Genomic DNA, 15,848 nt, shown 5'->3' with positions numbered 1-15,848 from the left:
CGGCGCAAACTCGTAAGAGAAATGCCTGTCAGGAGCACGAACATGAGCCTGCACCGTGTCGCCCGTGTCGCCGATGTCCCCGAAGACCGTGGCCTGCAAGTCGAAATCGGCGACCGCAAGATTGTCCTGCTCCACGCCAATGGCCAACTGCGCGCATTTCAGGGCGAATGCCCACATGCCGGGGCGCCACTGGCTGACGGCGCGCTGTGCAACGGACGCCTGATCTGTCCTTGGCACAAAGCCGCATTTCGCGTCGAAGACGGCGCGTTGTGCGAGCCACCGGCCCTCGACAGCCTCAAGCGTTATCCGCTGGAGTTACGTGGCGATGAGGTCTGGGTCGATGATCAACCGCTGCCGGATGCGCACACGCCTCCGGCCGATGATTCACGCACCTTTGTGATTGTCGGCGCAGGTGCAGCGGGCACGGCATGTGCGGCAGCTCTGCGGGAAAAAGGTTTCGGCGGCCGGATCGTCATGATCGACCGCGAAGCGGACGCCGGTTACGACCGCACGGTGCTGAGCAAATTCGTCCTCGCCGGCGAGATGTCGGCGCAGGAAAACCCGCCGCTGCGCGATGAAAGCTTTTATAAGGAGCAGCGCATCGAACGCCGGCAAGGCGAAATTTCGGCCCTCGACGCAACAACGAAAACCCTGCATTTGAAGGATGGCCAGACCCTTGGTTACGACGCCGCGGTGCTCGCCACCGGCGGCGAGCCTAATCCGTTGCAACTGCCCGGCGCCGACCTGCCGCAGGTGTTCGTCCTGCGCTCGAAAGCCCAGGCCGAACAGATCATGCGCACCGCCAAACCCGAGCAGCGGGCGCTGATCATCGGCGACAGCTTTATCGCCCTCGAATGCGCCTCGGCCCTGCGTCAGTTCGGCCTCGACGTCACGGTCATCGCCCGCCACGCCATCCCGTTTACCGCGCAGTTCGGCGAAGCGGTGGGCAAGGCGATCCGCGCGCTCCACGAACAACACGGGGTGAAATTCATCACCGATCACGAAGCCCGGGAAATCACCGGTGATGGCAAAGTCGAGGCGGTTCTGCTGGACAACGGTTTGCGCGTTTCGGCGGATCTGGTGCTGGCGGGGGTTGGTGTGCATCCGGCCACAGAAGCGTTCGCTTCGCTGCCAAGGGAGAAAGACCAGTCACTGCGCGTCGATGCCGGCCTGCGGGTCTGCGAAGGTCTATGGGCGATTGGCGATATCGCCACGTTCACCCTGAGCGGCCAGCCGCAACGCATCGAACATTGGCGCCTGGCCCAGCAGCACGCACGCATCGCTGCCGCCAACATGTTGGGCGCCGATGAGCATTATCTGGATGTGCCGTTTTTCTGGACCTGGCACTTCGGCAGGAACTACGACTACCTGGGCCACGCCAGCCAGTGGGATGAAATCGAGTTCAAAGGCGAGCCCGAGCATCCGCCCTTTATTGGCCTGTTCGGCCACAACGGCGTGGTGGTTGCCGCCGTGGCTTGCGAGGAAGAACGGGCCATGGCGATGTTGGCCGAACGGATGAAGCAGCCGCTCACCATGGAGGAGGCTTGGCGGCTGATTCGCAGTTGAACGCTCGACGATGTGGAAACTCAGGTGGGCCGATTTATCGGATCACGGTTTGCGTCATCCTCGGCGTGCAGAAAGATCACCCGTGGATGTTCCAGCGGCGCCAGCGGTGGCGGCAATTCCGTCGGTGCCAGTGGACGAAAGTTCAGCACCACATGGCTGATATCACCTTCCTGGTCGTTGTGGATGGTCATCACCCCGGGTGTGCGCAGCTTCTCCAGGCGGTCATCGCACAGGCGGAAGCTCTTGCTCAGCCCTTCATCATCGACCACCGGTGCCGGCAAGCGACGCTGGGCGAAGCTTCTGCTTTTGCGCTGTTGATAACGCGCCCAACCAATCAGGATCACTGCGTTGACCAGCGCCACCCACAGGTAGATCTGCAACGTACCCAGAGCCTCGAATGCCGAATTATCGATGCGCGGCCCACCGGCGTGGGTCTCGATCAACGGCCACAGTCCGCGAATCAGCAGAAACAGCAGGCCGACCCAGGCCAGTACGGTGAGGACCACATCGACCACCACCAGGAAGGGCCGCTGCCGGGTCCGGATGATTTTCATTTGATGACCTCCTCTTCGTCGTCGCCGACCGGTTTGATACCCCGGTCAGGGCTGACCCAACGCGCACGCTTCTGGTGTTGACCAAACAGCACTTTGGGGAAACTGACCAAGGTGGTGAGCAGGCTGACCAGCCAGAACGCGATCGGATACCAGACCACCCAGAACATGGTTCGGCCCAGACCCGGTTCATAGCGCCGGTCGATGATGATGCTGACCGCGAATTGCACCAGGCAGACGAACGCCAGCAACAGGCCGGTGAACGCCGGGGGCATCAGGTGATGCACGGCAATCGATTCCGGCATGACCACGAACTTGCCCACGCCCCAAAAGATCACCGATAGCAGGAAGGTGAAGGCCCACCCGGTCGACAGGCAGTACTCGAACAGCAGTGGCCACAAATAACGATGACGGTACTGCCAGATCCCGCGAATGTTCTTGAACAGCACCTCGGCACCGCCCTGGGCCCAGCGCAGGCGCTGCTTCCACAGACCGCGCAGGGTTTCCGGCATGAGGATCCAGCACAGCGCGCGCGGCTCGTAGAAGATGCTCCAGTGATCGAGTTGCAGCTTCCAGCTGATGTCGATGTCTTCGGTGATCATGTCCGGGCTCCAGTAGCCGACCCGGTTCAACGCGGTACGACGAAACGCGACGATCACCCCGGACACGGTGAAGATCCGCCCGAACACCCGTTGCGTACGCTTGATCAGACCGATGATCGACGAGAACTCGCCGACCTGCACCCGCCCGACCAGCGTCGAACGTGTGCGAATCCGTGGGTTGCCGGTCACTGCGCCAAGCCGCGCGTTGTCGAGCATCGGCGCCACCAGATAGGCCGCCGTGTTCGGCGCCAGCAGCGCGTCACCGTCGATGCACACCAGATATTCGCTGCGCGCAGCAATCGCACCCATGCGCAGGGCCACAGCCTTGCCCTGGTTTTCTGCCAGATGCAGCACCCGCAGGCGTGGGTCTTCCTGGGCGAGCCGGTCGAGCACTTCGGCGGTGTTGTCCTTGGAGCCGTCGTTGATCGCGATGACTTCGATGTTCGGGTAGTGCTGGGCCAACGCCGCGTGAATCGTGTCGGCAGCGTTTTCGCCTTCGTTGTAGCAAGGGATCAGGATCGAGATCAGCGGCTCGCCTTCCAGTGGCGGCGGCAAAGTGTCGTCCTTCCATGGCCAGTGGCGTTCCCAGTGCAGCCAGAAATACAGGCCGCCGGCAATCCACAGGCCGGACATGAACAACGGGTAGAAGAACACGAAGTCCATCAGGAATTGCCCGGTGACCAGGAAGATCAACCCCAGCGGCACGCCGAGGACGAGCGCCAGAACAAGCAGGGCTAACAGTCTATCCAGCATGTCATGGGTTCCATTTGTTGGAGAGCGCAGGCCTTACGGTTTTCAGGTCCGGCAGGTTGTCGAGGAAGTTGTCCGGGTAGTAACCGAAACTGGTCGCACCCTGACGCTTGAGCCGGCCCATCCAGTCGGCCAATTGGGCGCCGTCGATGTCGGCCTGATCCTTTTTCGTCCAGTCGCGGGCCTGCAGTTCGAAGACTGTGCGATCCAGTGCACCGGGGCGCTGTTTGATCTTCGCCACCAGTTCTTCAAGCCACGGGCCGGATTGCGCCTGGGTCTGTTTTTCCATCAGCGGCATGGCCATCGGCGCCGTCCAGTCGTAGGTCACGAGGAAGTCGTCGAGGTTCTGCGCAAACCAGGCTTCGCTCTCGGGATTGAGCACCGGCTCGGCGAAGATGTTGCGTGCGGTCAGCACTTGCGGGCCACGGATCGCACGCACCTTGGCGGTCAGCTCATTGGTGAAGTCGATCAGGTATTTGCTCTTGAACCGCGTCCAGCGCTGCATCGCAGCCGGATCATCGCGAAGCGCCGCAATGGACCCCGGCAAGCCGTGCGCGGCATACGCCTTCAGGGCCTCGGGGCTGGCGTCTTCGAAGTCCGAGAGCACCGCGTCGTCGTGATAGAGAATGCCGTCGACCGAGGTCAGGCGCGCCACGTCTTCGTAGATTTCACCGATGATCCGCCGTACTTGCGGATCGAATGGCGACAGGCGTTGATACTGGCCCGGATCGACCGAGGTGCTGCCGGTCTTCGGATCCCAGCGCGTAACACGCGGCAGCTTCGAATCGAGGCCGAAACTCAGCACCGGCATCCACGCGAACACTTTCACGTGCGCCCGAGTCCGCAGTTGCCAGGCAACGCGGTCAAAGATGTCGGCGCGCACCGGCAGGTGACGGTTGGGAAAGTACAGCGAGTGCACCAGTCCGTCGCCCTTCGGATCGGCGAAGGCCTGCAGGAACACGGTGTTGGCGCCCATGTCGGCCATGCGCTGGATCAGCTTGCCGAGGTTGATTTCCTGTTGCGCCGGATCCGGATCGTAGACGTTATCCAGATCGACATGCACCACACGCATGGTGAAATCCGACTGCGCCGCGACGATGCTGTTGGCGAAATGCTCGCCATCAGGATCGGAGGCGACCAAAAAGCGCGGGCTGCTCATCAGGTTGTCGAGGGCGTCGAGACCGTCGTCCAGGGTCAGGGCCATTTCGTAGCCCTGCTCGCCGACTACGGTCAGCGAAGTGCCGTCCGCCGTGCCGTACGGCCAGACCCAGATGCGCGGTTTTTTGCCGGTGACCTTGCGGATTTTTTCCGAGATGGCCACGACGTCATTGCGTATCCGGGCACGGAACTCCTCTTCGGATTCGTAGCGTTTGGTGAGCGGATCGTAGCGACGCGTCGCCGCCGCCGGCTGCAGGTTGCCCTGCGGGTTGGCAAGAACGCCTTTGTGGTTGGCGTCGGTGTGCGCGGCGATTTCCACCAGACCCGACCGCGAGATTTCCCGCACCTGATCCCAGGTCAGGAAGTCAGAGCGTGCGCGGGGTGCACCGGCAAAATCCACTGGTTGATTGAGCGGGGTGTCGATCCACACGCCGACCGGCGCCAGCAAGGCGTGCCAGTTGTAGGCCCGCAGCACCGGCAGCACGCGGGTATAGAAGCTTGAGTAACCGTCGTCGAAGCTGAGCAGGATCGCTTTGGCTGGCAGTTCCGGGCCGCCCTTGCGCGCGGCCATGATCTGGTCGACGGTGACCGGTTGGTAGCCATTCTCGCGCAGCCAGGCCAGTTGCTCGATCATACGCTCGGTGCGCACGGCCACCACGGCCTGATCGGGGTCGCGATCTTCGACGTCGTGATAGGCGATGCCCAGCACATGGTTTTTCGGCCAGGGTTTTTCACTGGCCGCCAGCGGACGTTGCGACGGCGGCGCGAAAGCCGGGGCTTGCTGGGCGCAGGCGCTGATCAGCAGCACTCCCAGCAGAAGGATGAAACGCGTCATCAAAGGCATCTTCAAACTCTTCTAGAAGCGGAAAGTGAGGTCGACAAGCAGACGCAGATCGGTCTCCCGATCACCGTCGTAGGGCCGGTTGATCACACTGAACAAGCCGCCCACCTCGAACACATCGTTCCAGGCATAACGCTGACCGTAGCCGAGCATCGCCATGCCGCCGGTGCCGTGATCACGTTGGCTGTAGGTGCCCGCACCCGCCTGGAATTGCTGGCTCCAGGATGTTTCGTAGCGGTGGTAAAGCACATGGTTGACGTTGACCGTCGGCATCACGCTGAAGTCCGACTTCGGGTTGAAGTACGGCACGTCATCGGATTTCGAGTTGTGGCTGGTGCCGACTTCCAGACCGGCATCGACCTGCACGTTCGGCGCGCTGTAGACACCCTCGCGCCCGGTGAGCAAGGCCTCGAGGCGGTTGTTGCCATCACTGAAGTGCGACGGGCTGACCGACAGCCGCCACTCGCGGCTCTCGTTGGCGCGCCAGCGGATGAACGCGTTGCCGCCGTTGGCCTTGATGTCGCTGTTGAGCGCACGCAACGGCGTCTCGGCCGACAGATAGGCGAAGCTGCCGCCGTACTGCCAGTTATCGTTGATGTCGCGGGCAATCGCGATGCGCGCGCCCTGCTTGGCGCCATAACCGTAATTGTGGTTGGAGACCTCGGCTTCCAGGCTCATGTCGCGGGTACGACGTTCCAGGCCCACGCGCTGGAAACGGTCGGTACCGGTGCCTTCGGCGAAGTCGCCGGTGGCATAACCGGCGCCAACGAACACCCGCCAGTCTTCATCGATCGGCGGGCTGTACAGGGTGCTCTGGATGCCGAAATCGCGGCTGCCACTGACCGCGCCCGCACCGCCGCTGCCGCCGCCCCCATTGGCCTTGCCACCGTAGGCTTCGACGCGCAATTCGGACATGTCGTGCACTTCGCGCTCGCGGGCCGCGCGTTGCACCTGGCGGTTGTCGGGAAAACGCGCGACCACGTCATCGGTCAGCGCATCCATTTGCCGCCATTCCTGCAGGGTCATCGCGGTGCGCGCCTGAGCCAGTTCCAGGCCCATGTCGCGCGGGGCCATGCTTTCGGTTTCCTTGAGCTGGTTTTCAGCGCGGCGTGGCCACTGTCGGGCCAGGTACAGATCGGCCTGGGCCAGACGCAAACCGAGGTTGCCCGGGGCCTGATCGACCAATGTCTGCAGGCGCTCCTCGCCGTGCGGCAGGTCAGAGCCGTAGGTACCGGCCTGCGCCGCGAGCTGCTGGGCGTCCATCCATTCGTCGTTGGGGTTGCCGATCGGCAAGCCCTTGAGTTCGACGCGCGGCTTCTGGGTCTTGGCCAGATCCTCGGCGACTTTGCGCGCTTCATCGGCGCGGTCGCTTTCCAGCAGCGAGTAGTACAACGCGGTGGTGTCTTCGAGACGATCACCGACATCAGCGTCGGGGGCCGACAGCACCTGGCGATACAGGTCAGTGGAGACTTCCGGCTGGCGCTGATCCAGATACGACGCCGCCACCCAGCGCAAGGCGTAGGTCGGAATCTTCACGCCTTCGCTTTGCAGCTTCTGATATTCATTGATCACGTCGGCGGTGCGCGCCCGCGCCTTGAGTGCGCCCATGCGGTCGATGCGCCAGCGAATCACGTCATCGTGGGCGCTGGCGTCCGGGGTCCAGGTGGCGAGCAATTTGTCGTAATCGGCCAAGGCGCGGTCGGCGATCACATAGCGTTCTTTTTCGCTGCGGGTGGCGAGTTCGGCCAGACGCACGCGTTCGGCAGCCAGATCACCTTCGAGGCGGCGCAGGGTGACCGGGTCGATCAGCCCCGGACGTTGATTGGCCAGGCGCAGCGCCGGTTCCGGCAGCCGCGCCTTTTGCAGGGCGACCACGTATTCACGGGCGACTTCCGGCTTGCTGCCGGCACGCATGAACGCCTGATCGTATTCAAACAGTGCGTCGTACTGCTTGCCGGCGCGGGTCAGGGCATAGCCCAGTGCGAGACGGCGTGAGGGATCGTCGGGTTTGGCGGCAACCAGAGCCTTGGCGCGGGTCACGGCTTCGTCGGGTTTACCCGAGTCAGCCTGAGTCAGCGCCAGCCCCAGTTGCAGGTCAGCGTTGTCCGGCTCCAGCGCCAGCGCCTTGTTGTAAACCTGGGTCGCCTGCTCCCAACGCTTGAGGTTGCGATAGGCGCGTGCGGTGGCGGTCAGTGCCTGCACCGGCAGCACCCGGTCACGGCCCTGGGTCTCATAGACCTGCACCACCTCGGCATCGAGGCCGGCCCAACTGGCGATTTGCAGGTGATCGCTGATCTGGCCGGTGGTCGATTGCCCCGGTGGCACCTGGCGCAGCACGTTCAGCGCAGGCGTGGTCTGCCCGGCACGGGCATCACGCACCATCTGATCATAGGGCGTATCGGCAAACGCCAGTGCCGGCCAGAGCAACTGGCTGCACAGCGCAACGCGAAACAACGGGCGTAAACCACGATGTAAAACAGGAACATCAATACGCGGCATTCGTCAGCATCCTTACATGGCCAGCCGGGTCGCAATGCCCCCCTTGCCCATTCGTAACGGAGACCGAGTCAAAAGAGACCCAGCCAAGCTTAGTCAGGCAGTCTTGCATGCAAGCGTAGTCGAATATCCAGAACGCAATAATTGTTCAGAATCGCGGTGCCGGCTCAGACAAAAACCCGCACACCAGACAGCAAAACGCCCGGCGTCTGTGGATCAGAGGCCGGGCGTTGTTATTTAGAACGCAGGATTACTGCACTTGCGTGACGCCAGCGAACTTGCTCATCAGGAAGCCGACGAACTGCTCGACGGTCATCTTCTGGCCGTTGAACTCCACCTGATTGGCGGCGTAATGCAGCTTGGTCACGACATTGGTGCCATCGACCGTCGCCAACTGCGAACCGACTGCCATGCCGGAGAACATGTCGGCACCGGCGCTGGCCTGGTCGACGATGGCTTTGGCGTCAGTCTGACCGTCGAGCTGCGCTTGCACGCTGAGCAGATCGATCAGCATCGGCTTGGACACTTGAATGTTCAGGTCCAGCAGCGCGACCAACTGTTTACCCAGTTGATCCGGCGGCAGATCCATCGACTGTGGCTTGGTCAGATCAATCACCAGGCTGGCGCGGCTTTCACCGTTGGCGGTTTTCAGCGACAGGTTTTCCAGCGCGATCTGTGGACTGGCGGCCAGCAGTTTCTGCAGGTCAGCCTTGACCTGTGCCGACTCGGCTTCGGTCAGGTTCAGCTCCGGTGCCGGCAGGCCGGCTTCGGCAGCGGCCGCCGCTTCCTTCTCGTACGGCTGCAATTTGGTCTGGTAGATCTGCATCAGCGACATGGTCGACGGGATGTCGAGGTTCTTCAGGCTCATGGCCATGTTGGCCGAACCGATTTTCTTGTCGTTGAGGGTGACTTCACCCACCTTGTAGTCAGCGCGGCCCGAGGCATTGCTGCCGCTCTCTTCGGTGAGGTTCTTCATTTCGAAGTTCTTCACGCCGAGCACCGACTGCTTGGGACCGAAGGTGGTTTTGCTGCTGGTCAGCTCCAGGGTGTTTTCCCCGGTGTAGTAGCCGTAGCTGCTCTTGGTAAGGTTGCTGGCCAGGGTCAGACCGTTGAGTTCGACCTGCACCGGTGCTTGATCCTGCGACACGGTGACCAGTTTCAGGCTGTCCATGTAGCCGTCAGCCTTGACCTTCTGCGCCTGGGCACTGGCGGAGATGTTCATGGTCAGGCCGGAGAATTTCAGGCTCGACTGCTCGTCCAGCGCGGTTTCCAGCGGCAGCAATTCAAGGCTGCTGGTGGTGGATTCGTCGTAGCCGATGTTGGTCACGCCCTTGAGCGGCGCGGCGCCCTTGGCGGCGGCGAACCATTTTTCGGTGGCCGGGCTCTTTTCCAGCTCGTAATTGCTGGTGGCCATGACCGGCAGCCACTTCAGCGACACCAGGCGCGAGAACGGCAGCGGGCCGTGCTCGATGTGGTCGACGAACAGCAATTCGACCGGCTGGTCGCCGAACATCTCGCCTTCGCCCTTGAGACGGTAGTGCGCGGTGCTGGTGAAGGTGTGACGCTCCAGCGACACCAGCTCCAGCGACGCGGTGCCATTGGAGCCGGCCATCGCGGTCTGCAGCTCTTTGTTGGCGTTGCTGACGGCGTTGTTCAACACGCCTTCTATCTTGGTCCCGGTATACCAGGCCCCACCGGCGCTGATCGCACCGATGGCAACAACAATCCCGAGAAGCACGCCTGCTGATTTATTCATGAATGACCTGATCAATGTCCGTGGCTGTAAGTGTGGTCGTCTTCCCTGAACCCGTGACCGGGTCGCGGCTCGACTCCGCTGAAATTAGCGGTGGAGATTAGCACTGGCAGCGCGAGGCGGCCCAATGTTTAAAGGTTAAAGAGTGTCTATGGGGAGTGTGGACAGCTGACAGGCGGGGAGAGTTTCGGCGTTTTTCAGGTCGTCTTCGCGAGCAGGCTCGCTCCCACAGGTGCAGTGTTACCCTTGTGGGAGCGAGCCTGCTCGCGAAGAGGCCAGTGAAATGAATGCAGATCAGGAATACTGAACCTCGATCTCATCGAGTTGATGATCGAAGCTCTTCAACCGCGCCGTCCAGGTATACACCAGCACTTCAAAGTCGCGATCGATCACCGCCCCGCCCGGCCCGTCAGCGCGCGGGTCACAGAAATCCAGTTGATAGCGCTCACGAGCCATGGCCGTCGCGACGTCGGACAGTTCACGGGCATTGTTCAGCCAATGCCAGCCCTCGCTGTCGATTTGCTTGTCGAGCTCCAGACACTGCTTTTTCAGGGCTTCGAGGCTTTTTTCCAGCGGCGTGCCGGTGAGTTCGCCCATGACTTCGGCGAAGGTGCGTCCCGGTTGCCAGTAACTGCCCCAGAAGTAGCGATCGAACACGGTTTCGACCCGACGCAGGGCGACTTTGGTGTCCCAGATCAACACCAGGGTCTTGCCTTGTTCAAGCTGTCTTTTCTTGACTCGCTGCACCTGGATCGACGCCCAGGCCACCACGACAATTGCCATCACCGCGATCAACGCCGTGGCGCTGTCGAGGAAGACCATGGCCTTGTCGATTTGATGGGCCAGCATGATGCCGTAGAAATAAGTGGCCGATAGCAGCACCAGCGCTACCAGGGCGCACCAGAAGCCGAGAGCGTAAGGGTTTTTCATTATTGGTTTCCCCTAGACCAGCGCTAGCAATGTGCGCTGAAAGGGTGCGTTGCACGTGGCACCCTTTCAACACTTCAAAGCATAGCAACGGCTTCAGGGTTTGCTGGCGCTTGAGGCTTGCGTTCGTCCGCTTTCCCAACCGCCACCGAGGGCGAGGAACAAATCGATCTGGCTCATGGCGACCTGGGTGTTGGCGGCGGCCAGTTGCGCGGTGACATCGGTGTAGGTGCGGGTCGCTTGCAGGTCCGCTAGGAACGACTCGCGCCCAGCCTGGAAGAAGCGGTGGGTCTGGTCCGCCGCCAGTTTCGCCGACTGCTCGGCATCGGCCAGGGCGTCGCGGCGTTGCAGCAGCGCGCTGTATTGGGCCAGACCGGTCTGGGTTTCGCGGATGGCGTTGAGCACCACGCCGTCGAAATGCGCCAGTGCGGCCTGGGTGTTGGCCTCGGCTTCACGGATCCGCGCACGGGCGCCGTTGGTCGGCACCTTCCAGCTCAACGACGGGCCGAAGCCCCAGCGGTTGGTCGACGGATCGCCCAAGTCGTCAATAAGACCGACGGTGCCGATGGTCGCGCCGATGCTGATGTCCGGATACAGCTCGCCCGTGGCGACGCCGATGCCCGCTGTCGAGGCCGCCAAGCGACGTTCCGCCTGACGGATATCGGGACGACGCTTGAGCAGTGCCGCACCGTCGCCCACCGGCACCAGTTGGGCAATTTTCGGCAGTTCGGCACAAGTGGCGGTACCGGCCGGCAATTGCTCGACCGGTTTGGCCAGCAGCATCGACAGGCGGAACAACCCGGCCTGACGCGCTGCCTCATAGCGCGGCAGGTCGGCGCGCAACGACTTGAATTGGGTTTGCGAACGGGTGACCTGGGTTTCATCACCACGCCCGGCATCGCGCAGGCGCTGGATCAGCGTAGTGCTCTGCGATTGCAGGTCGAGAGAATGCTGGGCAATTTCCCGCTCTTCGTTGGCCGCACAGACCTGGGTGTAGGCGCGAACCACGTCGGCCACCAAAGTGATGCGTGCGGTGTCAGCCGCTGCTTGAGTCGCATCGGCGTTAGCCTTCGCGCCTTCGATACCGCGTTGCAGGGTGCCCCATAGATCGAACTGATAAGACGCGCTGATGCCAATATCGCCGACGTTGTCGACCGGGACTTTTTCCGGCAGCAAGAACGCCTGCCCGGATTCCTGCAAACGCTGCGCGCCCATCTTCACGCCTGCGCTCCAGCCACCCGCCGCTTCAGCCTCATCGACTTGCGCGCGAGCCCGTTGAAGGTTCGCCGCCGCTACGCGCAAATCGGTGTTGGACGCCATGGCCTGCTGCACCAGTTGATCCAGACGTGGATCCTTATAAAGCCGCCACCAATCCGCCGGCACCGGCGCCGACACCACCGGTTTGCCCTCCACCGCCAGTTCGCCCTGAAAGTCCTTGCGCTGCACCGCGGCGTCAGCGGGCAGCTGATAGTCCGGCCCGACCATCTGACAGGCCGAGAGCATCATGCCCAACCCGGCGATCATCAGGGCCCTGTTCATTGCGCGGGCTCCTGCGTTTTATCGTCGATGATCGACACGGTGGCGGTCCGCCCGGCGATCATGCGGAAATCTTCCGGCACCTCGTCAAAGGCGATGCGCACCGGAATCCGCTGCGCCAGGCGCACCCAGCTGAACGCCGGGTTGACGTTCGGCAGCAGGTTGTTGCCGCTGGTGCGGTCGCGGTCTTCGATACCGGCGACGATACTTTCGACATGCCCACGCAGCCTGGCCTTGTCGCCGATCACGCGGATATCCACCGACTGCCCGATATGAATGCCATCGAGTTTGGTTTCTTCGAAATAGCCGTCGATGTGGAACGAGTTGCTGTCGACCACCGACAACACCGGCCGCCCGGCGGTGACGAATTCCTGCACTCGCGGCGCGCGGTCGTTGACGTAGCCGTCCACCGGGCTGCGGATCACCGAACGATCCAGGTTGAGCTGCGCGCTGTCCACCGTCACCAGCGCTTCGGCCAGCGCCGATTGCGCCCGGGCGACTTTCGACTGGCTTTCTTCCAGTTGCTCGGCCGGCACCAGGTTGCCCAGGCCACGGTTACGCTTGGCTTCGCGCTGGGCTTGAGCCAGGGTTTCTTCGCGATCGGCGACCGCCGCTTTAGCCTGACGCAGGGCCAGTTTGAAGCGGTCCTGATCGATGCTGAACAGCACCTGGCCACGTTTGATCAACTGGTTGTCCTTGACCTCGACCTGCTGGATCAGCCCGGACACGTCCGGGGCGATCTGAATAATGTCAGCGCGAATGTGGCCGTCACGGGTCCACGGCGCAAACATGTAATACATCACCATGCGCCAGACGAGGACGACGGCGAAAGTCACGATCAGCAGGGTCAGGACCACGCGACCGATAGTCAGAAACGGTTTTTTCATGTCATCAGGTATCGACTGAGTGAGTCCACGCCGTACAGCATCACGGCGTAGAGGGCCACGTTGAACAATGCCCGGTGCCAGACCAGACGGTAAAAGTGCAGGCGCGTGAGCACGCCGTGCACCAGCACAAACAACACATAGGTGATGCCCATCAACACCAGCAGGGTCGGCAGGAAAATCCCGCTGATATCCAGATCACCGATCATAGGGGCGCTCCATCGGGCAGCGGTTCTTCGGCATCGCCCGTGCTGACAAATTCCACGCCGGGCAACAGCGCCAGGCGCAAACCGCTCAGGGCATGCAACAGGTTTAGCCGGGTTTCTTCGTCGCCGTGGCCTTTGAGGGCGCGGCGGGCGCGATCCATGGTCATCAATAAAGGACTCGGTGCCGGCAAGCGTTCGCCGGCCTTCAGACACGCGCGAAAATACTCGCCGACCTCAGCCACCACTTGCTGCAGCAGGGCCTTCGGCGCGCCGCTGACCCGTGGCGTGTAAGCCAGCAGATCGAGCAGGTTCAGGCCGACGCGCACTTCACGCATGGCAATCCCGGTGTCTTGGCCGGTCATGGCCAGACGCGGCAAGTGCTGCATCAAACGGTCGAGCAACTGCACGCCCAGATGCCGATGTTCGGCCAGATTGGCCGGCTCGGTCATGCGCACGATGTCTTTCCAGCTGAAGCGGGTCAGACGTTTGGCGGCCAGTTCGACGCCGAACGGGCGGGCGATCAGGGTCCAGATGAACGCGAACAACAGGCCCAGAGGGCCGGCCAGGTTGGAGTTCACAAAGGCGAAGAAGTCCGCGTCGTACGCGCCCTGAATGCTGATGAACGACGAGGTGTTGACCAACGTCAGGAGCATGCCGAGGAAGAAGCGTGGCTGCACCGTCAGGGTGCCGACACAGATGAACGGAACCGCAAACGCCAGTACCAGCATCGGGAAATCGTGCAGGTTCGGCAGAATCAGAAACAGGTAAAGGCTGGCGAACAGCACCGACATCCCGGTCCAGAAAAAGAACCGGTAGATCTGCGGTGCCGGGTCGTCCATCGAGGCGAAGAAGCTGCAGGCCACCGCCGCCAGAATCACCGCACTGCCACCGTCCGGCCAGCCGAGCAGAATCCACAGCACCGAAGCGACGATGATCGCCAGAACGGTCGAGGCCACCGAATACAGCATCATCCCGCGGTCGAGAAATGGCGTCAGCCGCCCGAGGCGCCAGTGCCGGTAAACCGCGCGCCAGCTGTCCTGGCGCTCGCAGAGAATCGCGTCCTGCAAACTGCGGCAGTCCTGCCACAGATCGATGAATTCACCGAGGCGATAAATCGCGTTGGAGAACAGCAATTGCTTGCGATCTTCCAGCTCCTCGCAACTTGGCTGCAGGGCCTGGAGTTGATCCTTGAGCACCTGCCACCGTTCGAGATCGGCGTCGTTATGGCCGAGCCATTGCTGGGTCGCGGTCAACAGCGGGGCAAACTTTTCCACCAGTTCCGGTGTGCGTCGCTCAAGGGCATAGAGCGAGTCTTCCAGCGCATCGATCACCGGCAACAGGTGGATCATCCGCCCGCGCAGTTCCTTGGTGTTGCGCACGGTTTGCGGTCGAGCGCCTTCGTGGGGCAACTGGCCGATCATCAATTCGAGGCTGTTGAAATTGGCGACCATGGCCATGCGCAGCGTGGCGATCTGTTCAGGCTGCACGTCGCGGCTGAGAAACTTCAGGCTGTAGGTGGTGGCGTCGGCGAACCACTTGCCCACTGCGTCGTTGAACACCGGCGCCAGACGCCGCGGCCAGAACATCGCGCCGACCACCGCCGCCACGGCGATGCCGAGAAAAATCTCTTCGGTGCGCGCCTCCGCCACGTCCCACACCGCCAGCGGATTATCCACCGTCGGCAAGGCAATCAGCGGCAAGGTGTAGCCGGCCAGCATCAGTGCGTAACTATTGGCGGTACGCAGGTGCAGCGACAGGAACAGCAAAGTCCCCGTCCACAAGGCAATCACCACCACCAGCACATACGGACTCTGCACGAACATCGGCACGAACAGCACTGCCGCCGCCGCGCCGAGAAAGGTGCCGATGGCGCGGTACAGCGCCTTGGAACTGGTCGGGCCGAGAAACGGGCTGGAAACGATGTACACCGTGGCCATCGCCCAGTACGGACGCGGCATTTGCATGAGCAGGGCGATGTACAGCGCGATCATCGACGCTGCAAAGGTACGGACCCCGTAGAACCAGTCCCGGGCAGGCGGGATGCCAGAGAAAAAACCGTTCAAGAATTGATCACCACAGGCGGATTGGCCGCCTCAAAAGCTCGCAGTACCCGAAGCGTAGCCTCCAGATCACTCTGGTCGATGCCTTCGAGCACTTCATGACGCAGACGCACCAGTTCGATCTCCACCGCTTGCACCAGTTCACGGCCGGTGTCGGTCAGGCTCAGGCACTTGGCCCGACGATCCTGCGCATCTTCGGTGCGGCAGACGTAGCCGGCGTGGCACAACTGATCGAGCAGACGCACCAGCGACGGACTCTCCATCCCGGCCGCCTGCGCCACCTGCACCTGACGCACACCCTCGCCCAACCGCCCGATCATCAACAACGGCACGGCGCAGGCTTCGGAGATTCCATAGTTGACCAGCGTGGTCTGGCAGATCTTCCGCCAATGCCTGGCGGCCACCACCATGGCACTACTGATGTTCATCTGGAGAGCGTCGAGGGAATTCGGCACGGGAAAATGCACACTGTTAGTTTGCTAACTATCAATATCGCATTGGCGGGGAATTTCAGTCAA

12 protein-coding genes are annotated in these 15,848 nt (G+C 62.2%); 1 reads left to right on the top strand and 11 read right to left on the bottom strand.

Translation table 11 applies throughout. From position 1 onward, the window contains the following. The first annotated feature begins 42 nt into the window (after nucleotides 1-42). Nucleotides 43-1,566 carry an FAD-dependent oxidoreductase gene (locus ACOYXG_RS00245; RefSeq protein WP_460355223.1) on the top strand — a complete coding sequence of 508 codons (1,524 nt, stop codon included), beginning with the start codon at nucleotides 43-45 and terminating at the stop codon, nucleotides 1,564-1,566. A gap of 20 nt (nucleotides 1,567-1,586) precedes the next feature. Here ACOYXG_RS00245 and pgaD read toward each other — a convergent pair whose 3' ends face one another. The 11 genes from pgaD to ACOYXG_RS00190 form a co-directional block, all read right to left on the bottom strand. Then, nucleotides 1,587-2,120, bottom strand: coding sequence for a poly-beta-1,6-N-acetyl-D-glucosamine biosynthesis protein PgaD (gene pgaD, locus ACOYXG_RS00240; protein ID WP_027611135.1), 534 nt, complete (start codon nucleotides 2,118-2,120; stop codon nucleotides 1,587-1,589). Then, on the bottom strand, nucleotides 2,117-3,472 hold the full coding sequence (gene pgaC, locus ACOYXG_RS00235) for a poly-beta-1,6-N-acetyl-D-glucosamine synthase (protein ID WP_007961454.1): 1,356 nt from the start codon (nucleotides 3,470-3,472) through the stop codon (nucleotides 2,117-2,119). The genes pgaD and pgaC overlap by 4 nt, the downstream gene beginning before the upstream one ends. Before the next feature lies 1 nt (nucleotide 3,473). Next, nucleotides 3,474-5,471, bottom strand: a complete 1,998-nt coding sequence (gene pgaB / locus ACOYXG_RS00230; protein WP_460355219.1) for a poly-beta-1,6-N-acetyl-D-glucosamine N-deacetylase PgaB — start codon at nucleotides 5,469-5,471, stop codon at nucleotides 3,474-3,476. 12 nt (nucleotides 5,472-5,483) lie between these two features. Beyond that, nucleotides 5,484-7,967, bottom strand: coding sequence for a poly-beta-1,6 N-acetyl-D-glucosamine export porin PgaA (gene pgaA, locus ACOYXG_RS00225; RefSeq protein ID WP_460355216.1), 2,484 nt, complete (start codon nucleotides 7,965-7,967; stop codon nucleotides 5,484-5,486). Between the two features lie 247 nt (nucleotides 7,968-8,214). Then, entirely contained in the window at nucleotides 8,215-9,720 is a 1,506-nt protein-coding gene (locus ACOYXG_RS00220; protein WP_027611132.1) for a YdgA family protein, read from the bottom strand. Nucleotides 9,721-10,011: 291 nt separating this feature from the next. Next, a complete protein-coding gene (locus ACOYXG_RS00215) occupies nucleotides 10,012-10,647 on the bottom strand; it encodes an NADH:ubiquinone oxidoreductase subunit N (RefSeq protein WP_460355213.1) in 636 nt (211 codons plus the stop codon). Between the two features lie 93 nt (nucleotides 10,648-10,740). After that, on the bottom strand, nucleotides 10,741-12,183 hold the full coding sequence (locus tag ACOYXG_RS00210) for an efflux transporter outer membrane subunit (RefSeq protein ID WP_096796922.1): 1,443 nt from the start codon (nucleotides 12,181-12,183) through the stop codon (nucleotides 10,741-10,743). Next, nucleotides 12,180-13,067, bottom strand: a complete 888-nt coding sequence (locus ACOYXG_RS00205; protein ID WP_460355209.1) for an efflux RND transporter periplasmic adaptor subunit — start codon at nucleotides 13,065-13,067, stop codon at nucleotides 12,180-12,182. Before ACOYXG_RS00205 ends, ACOYXG_RS00210 begins: the two co-directional genes overlap by 4 nt. Continuing rightward, nucleotides 13,064-13,273, bottom strand: coding sequence for a DUF1656 domain-containing protein (locus ACOYXG_RS00200; protein ID WP_007957657.1), 210 nt, complete (start codon nucleotides 13,271-13,273; stop codon nucleotides 13,064-13,066). Before ACOYXG_RS00200 ends, ACOYXG_RS00205 begins: the two co-directional genes overlap by 4 nt. Then, nucleotides 13,270-15,333 (bottom strand): FUSC family protein, encoded by a 2,064-nt coding sequence (locus tag ACOYXG_RS00195; RefSeq protein WP_460355204.1) that lies wholly within the window; start codon nucleotides 15,331-15,333, stop codon nucleotides 13,270-13,272. The genes ACOYXG_RS00200 and ACOYXG_RS00195 overlap by 4 nt, the downstream gene beginning before the upstream one ends. Next, complete coding sequence (locus tag ACOYXG_RS00190; RefSeq protein WP_007961473.1) at nucleotides 15,330-15,758, bottom strand: MarR family winged helix-turn-helix transcriptional regulator; 429 nt, start codon at nucleotides 15,756-15,758, stop codon at nucleotides 15,330-15,332. Before ACOYXG_RS00190 ends, ACOYXG_RS00195 begins: the two co-directional genes overlap by 4 nt. Nucleotides 15,759-15,848: the final 90 nt, after the last annotated feature.

This window comes from Pseudomonas sp. G3-39 (genome assembly GCF_054790485.1).
Note: the sequence above shows the minus strand (reverse complement) of the source record. Positions and strands in the feature narration are given on the sequence as shown.

What these genes read in the sequence shown, in the direction of transcription:
- ACOYXG_RS00245 (WP_460355223.1), top strand. Translation starts at nt 43, where the DNA reads ATGAGCCTGCACCGTGTCGCCCGTGTCGCCGATGTCCCCGAAGACCGT.
- pgaD (WP_027611135.1), bottom strand. Translation starts at nt 2,120, where the DNA reads ATGAAAATCATCCGGACCCGGCAGCGGCCCTTCCTGGTGGTGGTCGAT.
- pgaC (WP_007961454.1), bottom strand. Translation starts at nt 3,472, where the DNA reads ATGCTGGATAGACTGTTAGCCCTGCTTGTTCTGGCGCTCGTCCTCGGC.
- pgaB (WP_460355219.1), bottom strand. Translation starts at nt 5,471, where the DNA reads ATGCCTTTGATGACGCGTTTCATCCTTCTGCTGGGAGTGCTGCTGATC.
- pgaA (WP_460355216.1), bottom strand. Translation starts at nt 7,967, where the DNA reads ATGCCGCGTATTGATGTTCCTGTTTTACATCGTGGTTTACGCCCGTTG.
- ACOYXG_RS00220 (WP_027611132.1), bottom strand. Translation starts at nt 9,720, where the DNA reads ATGAATAAATCAGCAGGCGTGCTTCTCGGGATTGTTGTTGCCATCGGT.
- ACOYXG_RS00215 (WP_460355213.1), bottom strand. Translation starts at nt 10,647, where the DNA reads ATGAAAAACCCTTACGCTCTCGGCTTCTGGTGCGCCCTGGTAGCGCTG.
- ACOYXG_RS00210 (WP_096796922.1), bottom strand. Translation starts at nt 12,183, where the DNA reads ATGAACAGGGCCCTGATGATCGCCGGGTTGGGCATGATGCTCTCGGCC.
- ACOYXG_RS00205 (WP_460355209.1), bottom strand. Translation starts at nt 13,067, where the DNA reads ATGAAAAAACCGTTTCTGACTATCGGTCGCGTGGTCCTGACCCTGCTG.
- ACOYXG_RS00200 (WP_007957657.1), bottom strand. Translation starts at nt 13,273, where the DNA reads ATGATCGGTGATCTGGATATCAGCGGGATTTTCCTGCCGACCCTGCTG.
- ACOYXG_RS00190 (WP_007961473.1), bottom strand. Translation starts at nt 15,758, where the DNA reads ATGAACATCAGTAGTGCCATGGTGGTGGCCGCCAGGCATTGGCGGAAG.